The sequence below is a fragment of the Paractinoplanes toevensis genome (genome assembly GCF_018332695.1).
Lineage (GTDB): Bacteria > Actinomycetota > Actinomycetes > Mycobacteriales > Micromonosporaceae > Actinoplanes > Actinoplanes toevensis.
This window is the reverse complement of record NZ_BOQN01000079.1, coordinates 66917-86042: the sequence shown is the minus strand read 5'-3', so window position 1 is coordinate 86042 and position 19126 is coordinate 66917. Positions and strand designations below refer to the sequence as shown.

The window sequence follows — 19126 nt, the reverse complement described above, 5'->3', positions numbered from 1 at the left end:
CCGCGACTCTCGCGCAACGACACCCCCCGGCGCACTGTCCTCACGCTGAGTCCACAAGATCACGTCTGGCCGCCCACCGCTACAAGGAAGCCGGGCTGGGGTCCCGTCCTTTCTGGAAATTGACGGGACTCCGACCCGAAAAAAGATCTCTAGCTGAGCCGGCGCAGGGCGGGCGGGCCGGGCTGGGCCGGGATGACCGGCGGCTTGAGGCGGTGCACCGGGGCGGGCTGGCCGAACAGGTAGCCCTGGCCGAGCGGGCAACCCAGCCCGGCGAGGGCGGCCGACCGGGCCTCGGTCTCGATGCCCTCGGCGACGACGACGATGTCCAGTTCCGCGCAGATGGCCAGGACCGAGCGGCACAGCGCGCCGGCCCGCTCGGGAGCCACGTCCACATCGGTCAGGGTGGAGTCGAGCTTCACGATGTCGACCGGCAGGGAGTGCAACTGGGCCAGGGCGTTGAAGCCGCTCCCGAAGTCGTCGAGGGCGATCCGCGGGCCCAGCGCGCGCAGCCGGGTGGCGGCGGCCGCGGCCGACGGCAGGTCCTGGATGCGGTGGGTCTCGGTGATCTCGATGATCAGGCGGGACGGCGGCAGCGGGTGCCGGGCCAGGGCGGCCCGGACCGCCTCCTCCAAGCCCGCCTGGCCCAGACGGGCCGCCGAGACATTGACGTGTACGTCGATCGGGCGGCCGTAGACCATGGCCAGTGTCGCCGCGTCGGCACACGCCTGGTCGAGCACGAAGTCGTCGATGGCGGCCACCTGCCCGGTGCGTTCGGCGACCGTGACGAAGACGTCGGGGTGCACGGAACCACCGGCGGCCGGCAGGGTCCAGCGGGCCAGGGCCTCCACCGCGACCGTGGCGCCGTCGGTGAGCCGGACGATCGGCTGGTAGTAGACCTCGAAGCCGGCCGCCTCGGGGCGCCCGCCCGGTAACAGGGCCTGGGCCAGCAGGTGCGGCAGGTCGGCGTTGGGGGAACCGTCGGCGGTGCCCGCGTACCGGGCCAGCGCGCCCTTGCCCCGGCGCTTGCTGGAGTACATGGCGGCGTCGGCCCGGCGCAGCAGGGCGTCGGCGGTGAGTGGCTCGCCGGGCTCGGGGACCACCAGGCCGATGCTGGCGCCCACGCCGACCCGGTGGCCGTCGATGATGAACGGCTCGCGCAGCGCGGCCAGGATGCGGTGCCCGGCCGGTTCGGCGTCGGCCGGGTGGTGGTCGAGCACCACCGCGAACTCGTCACCCCCTAGGCGGGCCACCAGGTCGGCCTCGTCGACGCAGGCCTGCATGCGTTCGGCGATGGCGCGCAGCACCCGGTCGCCCATGGCGTGCCCGAAGCTGTCGTTGACCAGCTTGAAGTCGTCGAGGTCGGCGAAGAGCACCGCCAGGGGTTTGCCCCGGTGCCGGTGGGCGTCCAGGGCGAGCACCAGGCGCTCGCGGAACAGCGCGCGGTTGGCCAGGCCGGTCAGCGGATCGTGGTACGCCTGGTGGTGCAGCCGCTGCTGGCCCTCGCTCACCCGGTCGAGCAGCACGGTGTTGTCGACGATGGTGAACATCTGCCGGGCCACCACCAGCCCCAGGCCGAGCCAGCCCAGGTAGGCCTCGAACGGCGACAGCGGATGGCCGGCACCGGTGTTGATGGCGATCACCACGCCGGTCGCGGTGACCGGAACGTACGGCAGCAGCAGGTGCAGCCAGTCCCGCTCGGCGCCGACCGGCTGCGGATCGTCGACGGCGGGCGGGCGGGACACCGCGGCCAGCGCCACGAAACCGCAGCCGATCAGGTATCCCGCGGACTGCAGCGGGGACATCGGGCCGTCGCTGAGATTGACCAGGCGGAAGGTGTCACTGACGCCGAAGCCGACGATGGCCACGCCGGCCAGTTGCAGCGGCTGGCGGCCGGCCCGGGAGCCGGGGCGGGTGGCGAGCAGCAGCACCACCATGGTGACCAGGAGGAGGTCGGCGATCGCGTACGCCGCGGCCATGCCGATCGCGCCGGTGCTCTGGCCGGCCCAGCTCATCATCCGGTCGGGGATCGCCGACCAGGCCAGGGCGACCAGCGAGCCGCAGATCAGCACGCTGTCCAGGAGCAGGGCGATCTGGTCCCGGCGCGGGGAGGTGGGCATCGGGCGCGGCCGGGTGTACGGCACGTTGAGCAGCCCGAACAGCAGGAAGACGGGCAGCACCAGAAAGCCGACGTCGGCGACCGAGGTGGTCGCCCAGCCGGGCTCGGCGACGTCCCGGACGACCCACCAGATGCGCATCAGCGCCCATCCGGCCAGGCCGATCCCGGCGAGTAGCCGCCATCGACGCTGCACACCCGTACGCCGGTTGGCGGCGGCGATGCAGATGCCCGCGGCAGCCACCCCTGCCACCGTCTGCACCGCGTCGTCGTAGAGCCGCGACCCCCGCGGCCCGACGAGTTCGCCGACTGCGACCGAACCCAGAACGAGTGTCAGCGTGACGAAAAGTCGCGCTGTCATCCATCAACTCCCGATAGAGCCGCAGGCCCCCTGTTCCGCGACCGGAGTAAGGTACCGCAGCTAAACCAGGGTGACGACCTGATCAGTCAGTCGGTGTCAGATCGGCGACAATCACCGTGATGTTGTCCGGGCCGCCGCCGCGCAGGGCCAGGTCGACGAGCCGTTCGGCGCAGGACTTCGCATCGGTGGCGGCGAGCATCTCCTGCTCGATGGTCTCGTTGCTGACCACGGCGGTGAGGCCGTCGCTGCACAGCAGCCAGCGGTCGCCGGGTTCGGGTTCGACGATCACGTAGGCGGGGCTGACCGGTTCGCCCTGCAGGACCCGGGTGACGACCGAGCGGCGCGGGTGGCCGGCGGCCTCGTCGGGGCGGATCAGACCCTGGTCGACCAGCATCTGGACGTAGGTGTCGTCCTTGGTGAGCTGGTTGAGCCGGCCGTCGCGCACCAGGTAGGCCCGGGAATCGCCGACGTGGGCCATGGCGGCCCGGGTGCCGGAGAAGATGACCGCGGTGAGCGTGGTGCCCATGCCCTGCAGCTCGGGGTCGGCGGCGACCTGCTCGGCGATCCGGCCGTTCGCCATCTCCAGCGCCTTGTGCAGGGCGTCCATCTGGTGCTCGTTGTCGATGGGCACGTCGAGCACGCTCATCGCTTCGATGGCGACGCGGCTGGCGAGATCACCGGCGGCCATACCGCCCATCCCGTCGGCGACGACGAGCAGGTTGTCACCGGCGTAATGACTGTCCTCGTTGTTGCTGCGGACATGTCCTTGATCGGTGATCGCTGCCCACCTCAGGTGCAAGGTCATGGCGGGTAGCTTCCCAGATCACCGCCACCCTGTCTGCACGCGGGCGGCGGCGCGTCGCCGAAAAACGCGGTGGATACGGGCTCATCTGGGATTCATCGGGCGTCCGAGGCATCGCGGGTCGACCGTGCTGTCGCGGTGGGTGGGTGCGATCCACGACAACGCGGACTCCTCGACCCGCCAGCCGCGGACCGCGACGACGCTGTCCGGCGGCCGGACCGCCGCGGGGCACAGGGTCTTCGAGCGAACCTGGTCGTTCGGGATGAAAAGGACAGCGCCGTCACTCTGCAGCATCGTGGTGGAGGTGTCGTCGACCGAGATCAGCTGGCCGCGGACCACGTCGATGGCGCCGCCGGGCGGGCCGACCTCGACGGCGCTGTCCGGCAGGACGGGGGCACGCAGGAAGATGATCCCGATGGCGAGCGGGGCAACGAGTGCGGCGGCGACGGCCGGCCAGTGCGTGACCAGGCGGGCCGACCAGGCCGGCACCGGGCCGGTGAGCAGCGGCCCGAGCAGCGGCGGCACACCGAGCAGCAAAGCCGTGGTGGTCTCGCCGGCCCGCAGCGCGGTGACGATCCCGGGCCACACGAAGATCAGCACGAGCGCGCCGGTGAGCACCGGTACGCCCACCGTGATCCACACCATGACCCAGCGCTCGGTGCGGAACCGCAGGGTGGCGGTGACGCCGAGGATCGAGACGATCAGCATGCCGAGGGTGGGCAGCAGGCGCAGCTGCCAGGTGAAGGCGGCCATCATGGTGGCGAGCAGCACCACCCAGTCGGGCATCCGCAGGGCGGTGACCGCCAGCAGCGACCGGCCGGCGTCGTCGGGGGCGCTGACCAGCAGGATGCCGCCGAGGGTGCGCAGCACGAGGATGGCCGCCGGCACGGTCCAGATCAGCGTGATGAACAGCGCGCTGATCATGCCGAGCGGGCTGATGTACTGCACCAGCAGCAGCATCGTGGGCAGGTCCTGGCGACTCAGATACCACAACCGGAGCACGAGCAGGACCAGCGGGAACGCCGGCAGGATGGTGAGCAGCCAGTTGAGCTGGGCCCGCCGGCGCCGCGGCGGGATCGGCCCGCCCTTGACGTAGATGTCCGTCACGGGAAGACGTCCTCCCACGGCAGGTCGCGAATGTTCGGCCTGTCGACCGGGGGCTGGGTGGCGACCGCGATCGGGGTGTTCTTGTTCTCGCCGACCTCGACCTGCAGGTTGTCCTGGAAGGCCTTCTCCCAGCGGTCGTCCTTGGGGTCCTTCAGCGAGCGGTAGAGGGTGAGGTTGATCAGCTTCTTCAGCGCCTGGTTCTCGCCGACGTTCACGCCCCACTTCTCGGTGGCGTCGTAGCCGAGGTCCCAGTGCTCGAACTCGCTGGGGTATTTCGCCTTGTAGCCGGCGAGGATGGCGGCGTCGGTGCTGACCGCTTCGACCCGGCCCGCGCGCATCTCGGTGATGCACTCGCTGATCCGGTTCTTGCTGCGCACGAGGGCATGGGCCGCTTCGAGGCCGGTCAGACTGGTGGCGGTGGACAGGGAGCAGACCTGTTTGTCGGTGAGATCTTTGAAGGTCGCCACCGGCGCGTGGCCCTTGAGCGTCAGAACCGATTGCTCGGTGTAGAGGTAGGGACCGGCGAAGACAACCCCTTCGTCGATCCGCGTTTTGGTGATGCTGTAGCTGGCGATCACCACGTTGACCGCCACCCGCTTGTGATCGAGGTCGTACGCCTGCATGCGGGCGCGGTCCTCGCTCTCCATCCCGTAGAACTTGATCTCGTCGCTTCGGAAGCCGAGGTCTTCGCCGATCATGTACGCCATGTCGACGTCGAAGCCCTTCCACATCTTGTCGGCCGGGTCGTAGAAGGCGACGCCGGGCTGGTCGTCCTTGACGCCGACGGCGAGTTCCTTCCACTCGTCGACGCCGGACCGCGCGCGCAGCTCGGCGACCGACTCCGGGCCGCCGACGAACACCCGCACCATGGCCAGAGCGAGGGCCAGCACCAGGGCGAGGCCCAGCGCGGCCAGCCGGAACGCAGCCAGGTTGAAGCGCGGCCGCGGGTCGGCGAGCGGTTCCGGGTCGGGCGGGGGCAGCCGCCGGTCGGCCGCCTCCCGCTCGGCGATGTCCTGCACGGCGATGTCTTCCGCGGTGCCGTCCGGTCCCGGCGTGCGCCGCTTCAACGGCCACGCGAAGCGCTCGGTCATTGGCCCATGGTGCCGTACCGGCACTACCGCGTGGTTACCACCACCGCACTCTCGGGCGGCAACTCCACCCGATCGCGTTGCAGAACGACGCCGGGCTCGGTGGCGAGGAGTACCTTGCTCGGCACCGAGCGCAAGCTGACGGTCTGCGGCACCGGCGCCAGGTTGGCCGCGACCAGGCAGGAACCGCGCTTGATCACGACGTACTGGTCGCCGTGCCAGACCTCGACCTTGGACAGCCACGGGTCGGACAGCCCGGGCTGGGTGCGCCGCAGCGCGATGAGTCGCTTGTAGAGATCGAGAATCTCGGCGTGCCCCGGCTTGGCCGGCTCTTCCCAGTCGAGTTTGGACCGCTGGAAGGTCTCCGGGTCCTGCGGGTCGGGCACCTCGGCCTCGGCCCAGCCGTGCGACGCGAACTCGCGCCGGCGGCCGTTGCGGACGGCGTCGGCCAGCTCCGGCTCGGGGTGGCTGGTGAAGAACTGCCAGGGACTGCTGGCGGCCCACTCCTCGCCCATGAACAGCATCGGGGTGAACGGCCCGGTGAGCAGCAGCGTCGCGCCGACCTTGAGCAGGCCGGGCGAGAGCAGCGCGGAGAGCCGGTCACCTATCGCCCGGTTGCCGATCTGATCATGGTTTTGCAGGAACGCCACGAACCGGTGGCCCGGCGTGAACAGGCGGTTGACCGGCCGGCCGTGGTGCCGCTGACGGAAGCTGGACCAGGTGCCGGCGTGGTAGAACGCGCCCTCCAGAACGGTCTGCAGGCAATCGAGCGAGCCGAAGTCGCCGTAGTAGCCCTGCCGCTCCCCGGTGAGCAGGGTGTGCAGGGCGTGGTGCACGTCGTCGTCCCACTGGGCCTGCAGGCCGAAGCCGCCGGCCTCGCGCGGCGTGATCAGCTTGGGGTCGTTGAGGTCGGACTCGGCGATCAGCGAGAGCGGCCGGCCCAGCTGCGCCGACAGCGTCTCCACCTCGGCCGCGAGCTGCTCGAGCAGGTTGATCGCGGAGTGGTCGGTGAGTGCGTGCACGGCGTCCAGCCGCAGCGCGTCGACGTGGTAGTCGCGCAGCCACATCAGCACGTTGTCGGCGATGTAGCGGCGCACCTCGTCGGAGAGCGGGCCGTCCAGGTTGACCGAGTCGCCCCACGGGTTCGAGCCGTGTGCGGACAGGTAGGGCGCGAACATCGGCGCATAGGCACCACTTGGTCCGAAGTGGTTGTAAACCACATCAAGAACCACGCCGAGGCCGCGCGCATGACAGGCGTCGACGAAACGCTTCAGCCCGTCGGGGCCGCCGTAGGCCGCATGCGGCGCGTACCAGCAGACGCCGTCGTAACCCCAGTTGTACTCACCGTTGAACGCGTTGACCGGCAGCAGTTCGACGAGATCGACGCCGAGGTCGACCAGGTAGTCGAGCCGTTCGATGGCCGCGTCGAAGGTGCCCGCCGGGGTGAACGTCCCGATGTGCAGCTCGTAGAGCACCGAGCCGGGCAGCTGACGGCCCGGCCACGCCCGGTCCGTCCAGGTGAAGGCGGACTGGTCGTAAACCCGGCTGGGGCCGTGCACCCCGTCCGGCTGCCACGGCGAGCGCGGGTCGGGCAGGGGCGACGGGGCATCCGGCAGCAGGAACGCGTAGTCGGTGCCGGGGCCGGCCGAGGGCACGTCGAGGCGCCACCAGCCGTCGTCGCCGCGTTCCATCTCGCGGTCCTCCCCCGCCACCCGCAACCGGACCGTCTTCTCGGGGACCCAGACTTCGAAGAGCGTCATTGTTCTTTCACCAGGAGAGCGACGGGGTAGGTGCGCAGCAGTTCGGCCACCGACAAACGGTTCCCGCCGTAGCTCGTGTTCGTGAACACTTCCGTCCAGCTGTGGCCGTCGAGTGACAGCGAAGTGTCGCCCCAGCCGCCATGGCGTGACAAACCCACGGGCAGCCGGGTGGCCACCGTCACCACGCCGCCGCGGTCGAAGGCCAGGGCGTGCTCGCCGCAGCGCCCGTCGGCCCAGACCGGGCGGTAACCGGTGAACAGTTCCGGACGCTGCCGGCGCAGCCGCAGGGCCCGGCTGGTGACCAGAAGCTTCGCGGCGCCGCTCTCGTCGACCGGCGGCAGCCAGCCGTCGTCGATGCGGGCCAGCAGCTCGCGGCGGGTCGCGAAGTCGACCGGGCGGCGGTTGTCCGGGTCGACCAGCGAGAGGTCCCACAGCTCGGTGCCCTGGTAGACGTCGGGGACGCCGGGCATGGTGAGCTGCACGACCTTCTGGCCGAGCGAGTTGGACCAGCCCGGTGGCGTGATCGACGCGGCGAAGTCGGCGATCTCCCGGTTCAGGGCGGGATCGTCGTAGATCTGGTCCACCATCTCGCGCAGCCGCGATTCGAAACGCTCGTCGGGGTGATGCCAGCTGGTCGCGGTCGCGGCCTCACGGGCGCTCTTCACGGCGTACGCCTGGAGCCTCTCCCGGGAGATCGGCCAGGCACCCACCGCGGCCTGCCAGATGAGATGGGCCAGCGCCGGGTCCGGGAGCGGAGCGATCCGGACCCACCGGCGTACGACCTCGGTCCAGTCCCCGGGCACCTCGGCGAGCACCGCGAGCCGGGCCCGGACGTCCTCGCTGCGCTTGGTGTCGTGGGTGGAGAGGCTGGTCATCGCGTCCGGCCAGGTGCGCCGGCGCTCCTCGGTGACGTCGTGGAACTCGTCCGGGCTGACCCCGAACTTGGCCGGGTCGTTGCCGACCTCGTTGCGGGCGGTGAAGCGGGTCCAGCGGTAGAACGAGGTGTCCTCGACGCCCTTGGCCATCAGCGCGCCGGTGTACTGCTGGAAGCGCACGGCCAACTCGTCGGCGGGGTTGCGCAGCCGCGCGGTGAGCTGGTCGAGCACCCCGATCAGCTGCGGCCGGCGACGGCCCGCCTCGGACCGCGCCTTGGCCAGGTGCCGGGAGCCGAACGGCAGGTAGGAGCGGTAGACCGGGAAGCAGGCGGCGAGTTCGGCGAGTGCCTTGGGGGCGGCTTCGATCTCGGGTACGAGGCGGGCGAGCCGGTCGAGCTCGGCGGCGAGGTGGGTGGTGGCGATCGCCAGTTTGGCCTGGTGCACCTGGTCCTGCCAGGAGGTCTCGGCGCCGGTGAGGTGGTGCTGGAGGGTGTCGAAGAACGCCTCGGTGGACGGGTCGACGAAGACGCCGCAGACCTCGGCGAGCGCGTCGTAGCCGGTGGTGCCGGCGACCGGCCAGGGCGGCAGCTCCTCGCCCGGTTCGAGGATCTTCTCCACCACGATCCAGGCGCCGGGGGCGGCCTCGCGCAGGCGGGCGAAGTAGTCGCCGGGGTCGCGCAGGCCGTCGGGATGGTCGACGCGGATGCCGTCGGCCAGGCCCTCGCTGATCCAGCGGAGGATCTCGGCGTGGGTCGCGTCGAACACGGCCGGGTCCTCGACGCGCAGGCCGGCCAGGTCGGTGATGGTGAAGAAGCGCCGGTAGTTGATCTCACGGTCGCCGCGGGTCCAGTCGACCAGCTCGTAGTGCTGCCGATCGTGGACCTCGCGTGGCGTGCCGTCGCCGGTGCCGTCCGCGATCGGGAAGCGCTTGTCGTAGTAGCGCAGTTCCCCGTCCTCGACGCGCAGATTGTCGAGCTCGTCCGGCGTACTCCCCAGAACCGGAAGGAGCAGGCGGCCGCGCGACCAATCGATGTCGTAGAAATCGGAGAATTCCGATTTCTGGCCCTTCTTCAGGACGTCCCACCACGTCGGGTTGACCGGCGGAACCGCCACACCCGCGTGGTTGGGGACGATGTCGACCACGAGCCCGAGGCCGGCTGCTTTCAACACGTTGGACAGGTCGGTCAAGGCGGCACCGCCACCCAGTTCCGGGTTCACCGCGCGGTGATCGACGACGTCGTAGCCGTGCTCGGAACCGGGCGTCGCGGTCAGGATCGGCGCCGTGTAGAGGTGGCTGACCCCTAGGTCGGCCAGGTAATCGACGAGCTCGGCGGCGGCGGACAACGGAAAATCGGGTCGGACCTGGACTCGATAGGTTCCCCGAGGAGGGCCTTCAGCCCGATCAAGGGCGGCGGTGGGGTGGTCGGAATGGGGCATCAGACCGTCCTGTCCAGCACGATGAGGGACCGGTCCGGCACCAGGATCTTGTTGCCGGCCTCCACGACCGACGGCTGATCCGGGGACGGCTCGGCCGTTTCGATGACCTTCTCCCACTTCTCCCCGTACTCGGCGGGAGGCGTGGCGAACTCGATGGGCGCGTCGTGCGCGTTGAAGAACAACAGGAACGACGAGTCCACGTGCCGCTGGCCGTACTGGCCACGCTCGCGGATGCCCTCGCCGTTGACGAACAGCGCCACCGCCCGGCCGAAGTCGTTGCCCCAGTCGTCGCCGGCCATCTGCCGGCCGTCGGGGGTGAACCACTCGAGGTCGGGCAGCGGGTCGCCGCCGCCGCGGGCGGTGACCGGCAGGCCGGTGAAGAACCGGCGCCGCTGGAACACCTGGTGCCGGTGGCGGAACGCGGTGAGCTTGCGGGTGAACTCGAGCAGCTGCTCGTCGGCGTCCCCCCAGTCGATCCAGGCCAGCTCGTTGTCCTGGCAGTACGCGTTGTTGTTGCCCTGCTGGGTGCGGCCCAGCTCGTCACCGTGCGAGATCATCGGCACGCCCTGCGACAGCATCAGCGTGGCCAGGAAGTTGCGCCGCTGCTTGGCGCGCAGGGTGAGCACCTTCTCGTCGGTGGTCGGGCCCTCGATGCCGCAGTTCCAGGACCGGTTGTGGCTCTCGCCGTCCCGGTTCTCCTCCCCGTTGGCGTCGTTGTGCTTGTCGTTGTACGTCACCAGGTCGTTGAGCGTGAAGCCGTCGTGCGCGGTCACGAAGTTGATCGAGTGGAAGGGCTTGCGGCCGTCGTCCTGGTAGAGGTCGGCCGAGCCGGTGATCCGGGAGGCGAACTCGGCCAGCGTGGCCGGCTCACCGCGCCAGAAGTCGCGGACCGTGTCGCGGTATTTCCCGTTCCACTCGGTCCAGTTCGGCGGGAAGTTGCCGACCTGGTAACCACCCGGGCCGACGTCCCACGGTTCGGCGATCAGCTTCACCTGGCCGACCACCGGGTCCTGCTGGACGACCTCGAAGAACGTGGACAGCCGGTCGACGTCGTAGAACTCGCGGGCCAGGGTGGAGGCGAGGTCGAAGCGGAAGCCGTCGACGTGCATCTCGGTGACCCAGTAGCGCAGCGAATCCATGATCAGCTGGAGGCTCTGCGGGCTGCGCACGTTGAGGCTGTTACCCGTGCCGGTGTAGTCCATGTAGAACTGCGGCTGATCGTCCACCAGGCGGTAGTAGGTGCGGTTGTCGATGCCCTTCAGCGACAGCGTCGGGCCCAGGTGGTTGCCCTCGGCGGTGTGGTTGTAGACCACGTCGAGGATGACTTCCATGCCCGCCTTGTGCAGGGCCTTGACCATGCCGCGGAACTCCTGGGTCTGCTGGCCCAGCGTGCCGGTCGACGAGTAACCCTGGTAGGGCGCGAAGAAGCCGAGCGTGTTGTAACCCCAGTAGTTGCGCAGGCCCAGATCGTGCAGCCGGTTGTCGTGCACGAACTGGTGCACCGGCATCAGCTCGACCGCGGTCACGCCGAGGCTCTTGAGGTGCTCGATGATCGCCGGGTGGCCGAGCGCCGAGTAACTGCCGCGCATGTCCTTGGGCACCTCGGGGTGCCGCTCGGTGAGGCCCTTCACGTGCGTCTCGTAGATCACCGAGTGGTGGTACGGGATGTCCGGACGGCGGTCGTTCCCCCAATCGAAGTACGGGTTCACCACCACGCCCTTGGCCATGTACGGCGCCGAGTCGAGGTCCGACATCTGGTCGGGGTTGCCCAGCTCGTACGCGTACAGCGACGGGTGCCACTGGATGTCGGCGTCGACCGCCCGGGCGTACGGGTCCAGGAGCAGTTTGTGGGGGTTGTACCGCAGACCCCGCCCCGGTTCGTACGGCCCGTAGACCCGATAGCCGTACCGCTGGCCGGGCTCGACCCCCGGAAGGTAGGCGTGCCAGACGAAGGCGTCCTGCTCGTGCAGCTGAACCTTGCGCTCGTTCCCGGACGGGTCGAACAGGCAGAGCTCGACCGCCTCGGCCCCCTCGGAGAAGATCGCGAAGTTCGTGCCCGTCCCGTCGTAGGTCGCCCCAAGAGGGTACCGATGACCAGGCCAAACTTGCATTTCGTGCTCCCACCCCTCGACCGTCGGTGCACGCGACCGCACCTCGGCGCACCGGTCTTTGCCCCACGTCGGGCGTCGTTAATCCTGTGCGGCCGCGTCAGCGGTCATTCTCACCGATGGGGCTGACAACTTCCGCACGACTGTCCGGTTGCCCGCAGATCCGCCCGCTCGGGGTGGGCCGATCGGCCGACGTAGCACCCGGCTCCACCACCGCGCAGCGGTATCCGGAAAATCCTGGCCAATTAGCCGGACAAGGTCGGAACGGTCGGACTCGGAAATCTTGCGAATAGCCATTTTGCGACCATTCTACAACCGCCGTGAACTGCGAAAAGTACGTTACCTGCGGGTTTACGAATCCATTATGCAAATCTTTTTCGGCTATTCGCAGGAGGAAAGAAAATGTTTCAGGCACTGACTGCCGGAGCTCTTTTCCTGGCGTCGCTGGCGTCGCCGGTGAGTTCGCCGGCCAAGGCCACCCCGCCGCCGAACGACAAGATGACCATCACAGTCGTGGGGGTCAACGGCAGCGGCTGCGCGCCCGGCACCGCCTCGGTGCTGCCGGCCGGGGACAACACCGCGTTCACGGTGCTCTACAGCGAGTACGCCGCGCAGGCCGGCAAGGGCGCGGCGGCCGACGAGTTCCGGCGCAACTGCCAGCTCGCCCTCAACGTGCGGGTGCCGTCGGGCTACACGTACGCGATCGCGAAGACCGATTTCCGCGGCTACCTGCACCTGGTCCCCGGCGCGTGGGCGTACGAGCAGGCGAACTACTACTTCCAGGGTTACTCGCAGACGGTCCGGGCCCGGCACAACTTCGGCGGGCCGGCCGACGGCGACTGGCAGGCCACCGACCTGGTCGGACTCGAGTCGTACTCGTGGGCGCCGTGCGGCGAGAAGCGTTACCTGAACATCAACACCGAGCTGCGGATCGGCACCGGCTCGTCGAACGGCAAGACCCTCAACATGATCGCGATGGACTCCACCGACACCAGCCTCGGCACGGTTTACCACCTGGCCTGGAAGCGGTGCTGACCTAGGCCCGTTTCGTCGAGTAGATGCTCAGCGCGGTGTACGCCGCGCTGAGCATCGGGGCCGGGACGTCGTGCTTGGCAGCCTCGGCCACGAAATCGCCGAGAATCGCGTCCGCCTCGACCGGAGCGCCCTGGATCAGGTCCCGGTACATCGACGAGGTCATCGGACCGGTGCTCGAGATGCCGTTCTGCAGCACCGACACCGCACCGGCGCGGGGCGAATGACCGGCTGCGGAGGCGATCGCCATCGCCTCCGCGGCCACCCGGGCCCCGAAGTCGGTGCCGCCGGGCGCCGCGTTGATCTCCCCGACCGTGCCGCGCATCAGCGTGGTGGCCGCGCCCAGAGCCGCCAGGAAGACCCACTTCTCCCACATGTCCTGGACGATGGACAGCGACGGGTTCGAGTCGAACTCCGGCCCGGACAGCGCCTCGGTGACCGCGGGCAGCCGCTCGTCCTCGGAACCGTCCAGCGGCCCGTAGCCGATCCGGTGCATCCCGGTCATCTGCACCACGTCGCCGTCGTCGTCGAGCGTCGCCTGGATCATGCAGACGCCACCCCAGGCCCGCTCCGGCCCGAACGCGCCCTCGAGCTCGTCGACGTGGCGCATGCCGTTGAGCAGCGGCACGACCACCGTGCCCGGGCCGACCGCCGGAGCCATGTCGAGCAGTGCCTGCTCCAGCGCGTAGCTCTTCACGGCCAGGACGACCAGGTCGTACGGGCCGTCCACGGTGTCCGCGGTGATCGTGCGCGGCCGGACCAGAGTCTCGCCGTCCGGGCTCTTGATCCGCAGTCCACGTTGCTGGAGCACGGTCTGCCGGCCCGGCCGCACCAGGAATGTGACGTCCTTACCGACCGACGCGAGCCGCCCGCCGAAATATCCGCCGGTGGCGCCGGCTCCCACGAAAAGTGTCCGCACGAGGACTCAGCCTAGGAGTTCGTCCTCGAAACACCAGCGCCATTTCTCGCCCGGCTCGTACGACCGCATCACCGGGTGGCCGGTCTCCTCGTGGTGCGCGGACATGTGCCGGCGCGGCGACGAGTCGCAGCAGGCGACCACGCCGCAGTTCAGGCACGTGCGCAGGTGCACCCAGCCGGTGAAGCCGGCGGCCACGCACTGCGGGCACCCGTCCTCGTAGGCCGACTGCGGTTCCGGTTCGCCGGCTTCCGCCAGGTGCTGGCAGCTCAATCGTCACTCCGTTGCAACTGGGACTCTTCCAGGTCGAGCTCGCGCTGAGCGCGGGTGAGCACCTCTTCGGGGATGCGCCCCTCGTTCCGCGCGATCTTGAAAACGTGCCGTTCCGCACTGATCATCTCGCGCCGCAGCCGACCGTACGCCGCGGAGGGGGTCTCCGCCTGCTGATTGCCGAGCCGTTCCCAAGCGTTGTTGCCCCGGCTGCCGACCAGTGATCGCAGCCGGTCGACCACCTCGGTGGGCGCGTCCCCGGCGCTCTCCTCGAGCGCGGCCAGCGCGGCCCGCCCGGCCTGATGCTGCACGCCGGCCTCGGCCAGGGCGTCCTCGGTGCTGGTGTCCTGCCGGACGCCGAGCTTCACCGCGAGCCACGGCAGCGTGGTGCCCTGAACGAGCAGGGTCAGCACGATCACCGCGAACGCCACGAAGATGAACAGGTCCCGGTGATATTCCGGCACCTTGCCGCCCTCCGGCGGCAGCGTCTGCGCGGCCGCCAGGGTCACCACGCCACGCATCCCGGCCCAGGCCAGCACGGTCGGTACGGCGATCGGCGGCCGTTCCTCGCGCTGCCGGATGCGCGGGACCAGGCGCACCAGGTAGGTCGCTGGGTACATCCAGATGAACCGCATCACGACCAGGGTCGCGAACACGGCCAGGGTGAGCCCCACGGTGGTGCCCACGTCGGTCTCGATGCTCTCGCCGATGTGCCGCAGCTGCAGGCCGACCAGCAGGAACACGACACCCTCGAGCAGGAACGTGACGAGCTTCCACACCGCGTCCATCTGCAGCCGGGAGGTCGCCGACAGCAAGTAGGGAATGCGGTGCCCCAGGTAGAGACCGGCGATCACCACGGCCACCACGCTCGACGTCTTCAACTCCTCGGCCACGATCACCACCACGAACGGGGTGAGCAGCGAGACCGCGTCGTCCAGCAGCGGGTCGACGATCTTGCGGTGCAGCTTGGCCGCCAGGAACGCGCCGAGCAACCCGATCAGCACGCCGCCGCCGGCCTTCAGCGCCACCTCCCCCGCGATCGGCCAGAAGCCGACCACGGTGCCGCCGATCGCGGCCGCCGAGATGCGCACCAGCACCAGCGCGGTCGCGTCGTTCAGCAGGCTCTCGCCCTCGAGGATGGTCACCACCCGGCGGGGCAGACCGACCGAGCGGGCGATCGCGGTGGCCGACACCGCGTCCGGCGGCGCGACGATCGCGCCCAGCGCCACACACGCCGCGAACGGGATGTCCGGCAACAGCATGTGCACGACCGCGCCCACCACGAACGCGGTGACCAGCACCAGGCCGACCGCGAGCAGCAGGATCGGGCGGATCGCCCGGCGGAACGCGGGCACCGAGGTCTGCAGCGCGGCCACGTAGAGCAGCGGCGGCAGGATGCCGATCAGCACCAGCTCCGGCTCGAGCTCCGCCTCCGGGAAACCCGGCACAAATGACAGGCCGAGCCCCGCCACGAGCAGGACCAGAGGCGCCACGAACCCGAGACGGCGGGCCAGGGCCGCACCGATCACCGAGATGGCCACCAGGACGACCACGTCGACGATGCTGCTCATGGCGGAAATCTTATTGAATGCTGAAAGCGGCGGCGCGTGCGGAGCATCACGGAGTTGAGCACCCTTACTCAGGCCCGGGCGTGCGCGGATAGGCAAAGCTGTCGCCCATGAATGTGGGGATCACCGGGATCGCGTACGCCCTGCCCGCCCGCGAGGTGCCGACCGCCGAGCTGCAGCGCCGGGTCGCGACGGCCAGCGGCCTGATGCTGCCGCCGCGAATGTTCGAGCAGGCCAGCGGCATCCGGCGGCGGCGGATCGCGGCCGACGACGAGTACGCCTCCGACCTCGCCATCGACGCCGCCACCAAGGTGCTGGCCGAGGCCGGCCGGGACCCGCTCGACATCGACCTGCTGTTGTTCGCGAGCGCCACCCGGGACATGACCGAACCGGCCACCGCGCACGTGGTGCAGGCCGCGCTGGGCAGCCGGGCGCACGCCATGGACATCACCAACGCCTGCAACAGCTTCCTCAACGGCATCGACCTGGCCCGCTCGATGATCCTGGCCGGCCGGGCCGGCCGCGCCCTGGTGGTCACCGGCGAGACCCCCACCCGGGCGATGCGGCCCCGCCTCGACGGCCTCGCCCAGGCGCGTAGCGCGTTCGCCGGCTTCACCTTCGGTGACGGCGGCGCGGCCGTGCTGGTCGAGCCGGTCGCCACCGGCGGCATCCTCGACGTGGACACCGAGACCCACTCCGAGCACTGGGCGGCCGGCGGCATCTTCGGCGGCGGCTCCCGGCACCCGCGCGGCGACGAACACACCTACTTCACCGGCGACGGGCACCGGCTGCGCCGGATCTTCGAACAGATCGGCGCCGGCCTGATCGAACGGGTCGCTCTCCGCACCGGGTACGGCTGGGACGACTACGCCAAGGTGCTCGTGCACCAGGTGACGCTGCCGTATCTGGACCGGTTCGTGCAGGTCACCGGGGTACCCCGGGACAAGCTCGAGATCACCGTCACCGAGCTGGGCAACATGGCGTCGGCCACCCTCGGCGTACAGCTGGCCCGGGTCCGTCCGCAGTTGGAGGCGGGCGACCGGGTGCTGCTGGTCGGCCTGGGCGGCGGCGTCAGCCTGATGACCATGGTCTGGGAGGTCTCGTGACGACCCCGCTGTGGGTGGTGGTGCCGGCCTACAACGAGGCGTCGAAGATCGGCGCCACCCTGCGTGCCCTGGCCGACCAGACCGACACCGACTTCACCCTGCTGGTGGTCGACAACGGCTCCACCGACGCCACGGCCGCGCTGGCCCGGCGCTTCCCCGCGCCGTTCCCGGTGCACGTGCTGGTCGAGCCGGAGAAGGGCGTCGGCTGCGCGGTCGACACCGGTTTCCGGCACGCCATCGCCAACGGCGCCATCCACCTGGCCCGCACCGACGCCGACTGCCTGCCCGCACCCGGCTGGGTGGCCGCCGCCCGGCAGGCCCTGACCGAGAGCCGCGGCCTGGCCTGCGGCCGCATCGTGGCCCGCCGCGACGAACACGGCCCGCTCGGCCGCGCCTGGTTCCGCCTGCTGGTCGCGCTGGCCGCATGGTTCGGCCGGTTCCGCCCGGAACACCGCGGCCCCGAGTTCAAGGCCCCCTACCGGATGCACGCCGGCAACAACATGGCCATCACCGCCGAGCTGTACGAAGCCTGCGGCGGCATGCCCCGCCGCCCGTCCCCCACCGACCGCACGTTCCTCAACCGGGTGCGCCGCACCACTCCCGCGATCACCCACAGCCGCCACATGGTGGTCGCCAACTCCACCCGCCGGATCAGGGCCTACGGAGTGATCGGCACGGCCAAGTGGTACCTCGACCGCGGCAGCGGCCCGAGAACGGCGGACCCGCGCTGATGCTCACCGATCTGATCGGCGGTCTCCGGGAGACCGACGACCGTCCCGCCATCGCCGGGCGAGCCACTCGCGGTGAGTTAGCCGTCCTCACCCACGGCTACGCCGTGGCGCTGCGTTCGGTCGGCCTGAGCGCGGGCGACACGGTCGGATTAGCCGTACGGCCGGGAGCCCGCTCGCTGGCCACCATGCTGGCCGCGTACCACCTGGGCCTGCGGATCGCCGTGCTGGACCCGACCGCCGGCCCCGATGTCCTCGAAGCCCGCCTGGCCCTGGCCGCGCCGCGGCTGATCCTCGCCGACGCGACCGCGCAGGCCGTGGCCGGATGGCTGGCACCACTCGCCCGCCGGGCCCACCTGGCCCTGCCCGACCTGGGCACCCTCGCCCCCGTCCGCACCATCGGCCGGCGCCTGCCCGGCTCACCGCCGGCGCTCCGCCCGATGCCCGGCCCGCCACCCGCCGGCTACGACGGCGACGGCGACGCGGTCGTCGTCTTCACCTCCGGCACGACCAGCCGGCCACGCGCCGTCGTGCACACCCGGTCATCGCTGTCGGCCGGCATGACAGCGGTGCGTGACCTGGTCCGGCCGGCGCCGGGCGTGCCGGTCCTCGGCGGAACCTTCTTCGTGCTGCTGCCGTCCCTGGCGAGCGGTGCGCCGGTCGCGCTGCCGTCGCGGCGGGCTCTCGGACGGCAGATCCGTTCGCTGCGGCCGCAGGCCATCTACTTGACGCCGCCGCAGCTCCGGGCGGCCCTGGCCGCCCGGGTGCGCTTCACCGGGCGGGTCTACAGCGGTTCGGCGCCGGTGAGCGCGGCACTGTTGCGCGCGGTACGGGCGGCCGGCGCGGACGAGGCCTGGGGTGTCTACGCCCTGACCGAGGTGTTCCCGGCGGCCGCGGTCGAGTCGGCCGCGAAGTCCGCCTTCACCGGCCCCGGCGACCTGGTCGGCGAGCTGCTCCCCGGCGTGCGGGCCGAGGTCGGCGCGGGCGGAGAATTGCTGCTCAGCGGCCCGACGGCGGCGTCCCGCTACCTGGGCGAGGAGCCGTTCGACCAGGTGGCGACCGGCGACCTGGCCCGACTGGAGAACGGCCGGGTGATCCTGGGCGGCCGCCTGAAAGACATGATCCTGCGCCAGGCGGAGAACATCTATCCCGGCCTGTACGAGCCTTCCCTGCACGTCCCCGGCGTAGAACTGGCCCTACTGGTAGGCGTCCCCGCCACCGACGGCAACGAGCGCGTCATGGGCGTTCCGCGGGCCGACGGCGACGAGCGAGCGGCGGGCGTTCCGCCGGCCGACGGCAACGAGCGGGTGGTGGCCGTTCCGCGGGCCGACCGCGACGAGAGAGCGGCGGGCGTTCCGCCGGCCGAGGGCGACGAGCGAGTGGTGGCGGTGATCCAGCCCGCGGCCGGCGCGTCGGAGGCGGCGATCCGCGCGGCCTTGCGCGAGCCGCTGTCCCGGATGGGCGCCGCCCGCCCCGACGCGGTGATCTTCGCCCAGATCCCACTGGCCGGCCGCTCCCGAAAGCCCGACCGAGCAGCCACCGCCCGCTTGGCCGCCACAGCATGACCCCGCAATCCCGGAGAACCAAGTGCCCCAGCACAAACCACACCTCCCCAGCGATCTTGGAGAGTTCCCGTCCGCTCGCGACACCAACCCCACAAGATCGCCAGAGGAAACGCCCCCGACACGCGGCACCCAACCCCTCCACCGCGATCTTGTGGAATTCCCGCCCGCTCACGACACCCACGCCACAAGATCGCGGGCGGCACGCCACCGACGCGCAGCGCCCAACCCCCTGCACCGCGATCTTGTGGAATTGCCGACCGCTCGCGACACCAACTCCACAAGATCGCGGG

14 protein-coding genes are annotated in these 19126 nt (G+C 70.5%); 4 read left to right on the top strand and 10 right to left on the bottom strand.

Features of this window, described 5'->3' with window-relative positions:
- Nucleotides 1–149: 149 nt before the first annotated feature.
- From Ato02nite_RS30525 to glgX, 7 genes are all read right to left on the bottom strand, one after another.
- Nucleotides 150–2474: a putative bifunctional diguanylate cyclase/phosphodiesterase gene (locus tag Ato02nite_RS30525; RefSeq protein WP_213010116.1), complete on the bottom strand. Its 2325-nt coding sequence runs from the start codon at nucleotides 2472–2474 to the stop codon at nucleotides 150–152.
- An 82-nt stretch (nucleotides 2475–2556) separates the two neighbouring features.
- Nucleotides 2557–3279: a PP2C family protein-serine/threonine phosphatase gene (locus Ato02nite_RS30520; RefSeq protein ID WP_213010115.1), complete on the bottom strand. Its 723-nt coding sequence runs from the start codon at nucleotides 3277–3279 to the stop codon at nucleotides 2557–2559.
- Nucleotides 3280–3360: 81 nt separating this feature from the next.
- Nucleotides 3361–4383 carry a hypothetical protein gene (locus tag Ato02nite_RS30515; protein ID WP_213010114.1) on the bottom strand — a complete coding sequence of 341 codons (1023 nt, stop codon included), beginning with the start codon at nucleotides 4381–4383 and terminating at the stop codon, nucleotides 3361–3363.
- Nucleotides 4380–5474 (bottom strand): transporter substrate-binding domain-containing protein, encoded by a 1095-nt coding sequence (locus Ato02nite_RS30510; RefSeq protein ID WP_213010113.1) that lies wholly within the window; start codon nucleotides 5472–5474, stop codon nucleotides 4380–4382. The genes Ato02nite_RS30515 and Ato02nite_RS30510 overlap by 4 nt, the downstream gene beginning before the upstream one ends.
- Before the next feature lie 23 nt (nucleotides 5475–5497).
- Complete coding sequence (gene treZ, locus Ato02nite_RS30505) at nucleotides 5498–7231, bottom strand: malto-oligosyltrehalose trehalohydrolase (RefSeq protein WP_213010112.1); 1734 nt, start codon at nucleotides 7229–7231, stop codon at nucleotides 5498–5500.
- Nucleotides 7228–9543: a malto-oligosyltrehalose synthase gene (gene treY / locus Ato02nite_RS30500; protein WP_213010111.1), complete on the bottom strand. Its 2316-nt coding sequence runs from the start codon at nucleotides 9541–9543 to the stop codon at nucleotides 7228–7230. The genes treZ and treY overlap by 4 nt, the downstream gene beginning before the upstream one ends.
- On the bottom strand, nucleotides 9543–11654 hold the full coding sequence (gene glgX, locus Ato02nite_RS30495; RefSeq protein ID WP_213010110.1) for a glycogen debranching protein GlgX: 2112 nt from the start codon (nucleotides 11652–11654) through the stop codon (nucleotides 9543–9545). The genes treY and glgX overlap by 1 nt, the downstream gene beginning before the upstream one ends.
- A gap of 399 nt (nucleotides 11655–12053) precedes the next feature.
- On the opposite strand from glgX, the gene Ato02nite_RS30490 reads away from it, so the two are divergent.
- A complete protein-coding gene (locus tag Ato02nite_RS30490; protein ID WP_213010109.1) occupies nucleotides 12054–12686 on the top strand; it encodes a DUF4360 domain-containing protein in 633 nt (210 codons plus the stop codon).
- A 1-nt stretch (nucleotide 12687) separates the two neighbouring features.
- Here Ato02nite_RS30490 and Ato02nite_RS30485 read toward each other — a convergent pair whose 3' ends face one another.
- The 3 genes from Ato02nite_RS30485 to Ato02nite_RS30475 are packed head-to-tail and all read right to left on the bottom strand — an operon-like array spanning nucleotide 12688 to nucleotide 15440.
- Complete coding sequence (locus Ato02nite_RS30485; protein ID WP_213010108.1) at nucleotides 12688–13602, bottom strand: ketopantoate reductase family protein; 915 nt, start codon at nucleotides 13600–13602, stop codon at nucleotides 12688–12690.
- 6 nt (nucleotides 13603–13608) lie between these two features.
- Nucleotides 13609–13872, bottom strand: a complete 264-nt coding sequence (locus tag Ato02nite_RS30480) for a UBP-type zinc finger domain-containing protein (RefSeq protein ID WP_213010107.1) — start codon at nucleotides 13870–13872, stop codon at nucleotides 13609–13611.
- A complete protein-coding gene (locus tag Ato02nite_RS30475; RefSeq protein ID WP_213010106.1) occupies nucleotides 13869–15440 on the bottom strand; it encodes a Na+/H+ antiporter in 1572 nt (523 codons plus the stop codon). The genes Ato02nite_RS30480 and Ato02nite_RS30475 overlap by 4 nt, the downstream gene beginning before the upstream one ends.
- 107 nt (nucleotides 15441–15547) lie before the next feature.
- Here Ato02nite_RS30475 and Ato02nite_RS30470 point away from each other — a divergent pair, with 107 nt between their 5' ends.
- The 3 genes from Ato02nite_RS30470 to Ato02nite_RS30460 are packed head-to-tail and all read left to right on the top strand — an operon-like array spanning nucleotide 15548 to nucleotide 18836.
- A complete protein-coding gene (locus Ato02nite_RS30470) occupies nucleotides 15548–16543 on the top strand; it encodes a 3-oxoacyl-ACP synthase III family protein (RefSeq protein ID WP_213010105.1) in 996 nt (331 codons plus the stop codon).
- Complete coding sequence (locus tag Ato02nite_RS30465; protein ID WP_213010104.1) at nucleotides 16540–17274, top strand: glycosyltransferase family 2 protein; 735 nt, start codon at nucleotides 16540–16542, stop codon at nucleotides 17272–17274. Before Ato02nite_RS30470 ends, Ato02nite_RS30465 begins: the two co-directional genes overlap by 4 nt.
- Entirely contained in the window at nucleotides 17274–18836 is a 1563-nt protein-coding gene (locus tag Ato02nite_RS30460) for an AMP-binding protein (protein WP_213010103.1), read from the top strand. The genes Ato02nite_RS30465 and Ato02nite_RS30460 overlap by 1 nt, the downstream gene beginning before the upstream one ends.
- The last annotated feature ends 290 nt before the right edge of the window (nucleotides 18837–19126 follow it).

Excerpts from the sequence above, each read along its gene's own strand:
- Ato02nite_RS30525 (WP_213010116.1), bottom strand. The coding sequence starts at position 2,474 with ATGACAGCGCGACTTTTCGTCACGCTGACACTCGTTCTGGGTTCGGTC.
- Ato02nite_RS30520 (WP_213010115.1), bottom strand. The coding sequence starts at position 3,279 with ATGACCTTGCACCTGAGGTGGGCAGCGATCACCGATCAAGGACATGTC.
- Ato02nite_RS30510 (WP_213010113.1), bottom strand. The coding sequence starts at position 5,474 with ATGACCGAGCGCTTCGCGTGGCCGTTGAAGCGGCGCACGCCGGGACCG.
- treZ (WP_213010112.1), bottom strand. The coding sequence starts at position 7,231 with ATGACGCTCTTCGAAGTCTGGGTCCCCGAGAAGACGGTCCGGTTGCGG.
- treY (WP_213010111.1), bottom strand. The coding sequence starts at position 9,543 with ATGCCCCATTCCGACCACCCCACCGCCGCCCTTGATCGGGCTGAAGGC.
- glgX (WP_213010110.1), bottom strand. The coding sequence starts at position 11,654 with ATGCAAGTTTGGCCTGGTCATCGGTACCCTCTTGGGGCGACCTACGAC.
- Ato02nite_RS30490 (WP_213010109.1), top strand. The coding sequence starts at position 12,054 with ATGTTTCAGGCACTGACTGCCGGAGCTCTTTTCCTGGCGTCGCTGGCG.
- Ato02nite_RS30475 (WP_213010106.1), bottom strand. The coding sequence starts at position 15,440 with ATGAGCAGCATCGTCGACGTGGTCGTCCTGGTGGCCATCTCGGTGATC.
- Ato02nite_RS30470 (WP_213010105.1), top strand. The coding sequence starts at position 15,548 with ATGAATGTGGGGATCACCGGGATCGCGTACGCCCTGCCCGCCCGCGAG.
- Ato02nite_RS30460 (WP_213010103.1), top strand. The coding sequence starts at position 17,274 with ATGCTCACCGATCTGATCGGCGGTCTCCGGGAGACCGACGACCGTCCC.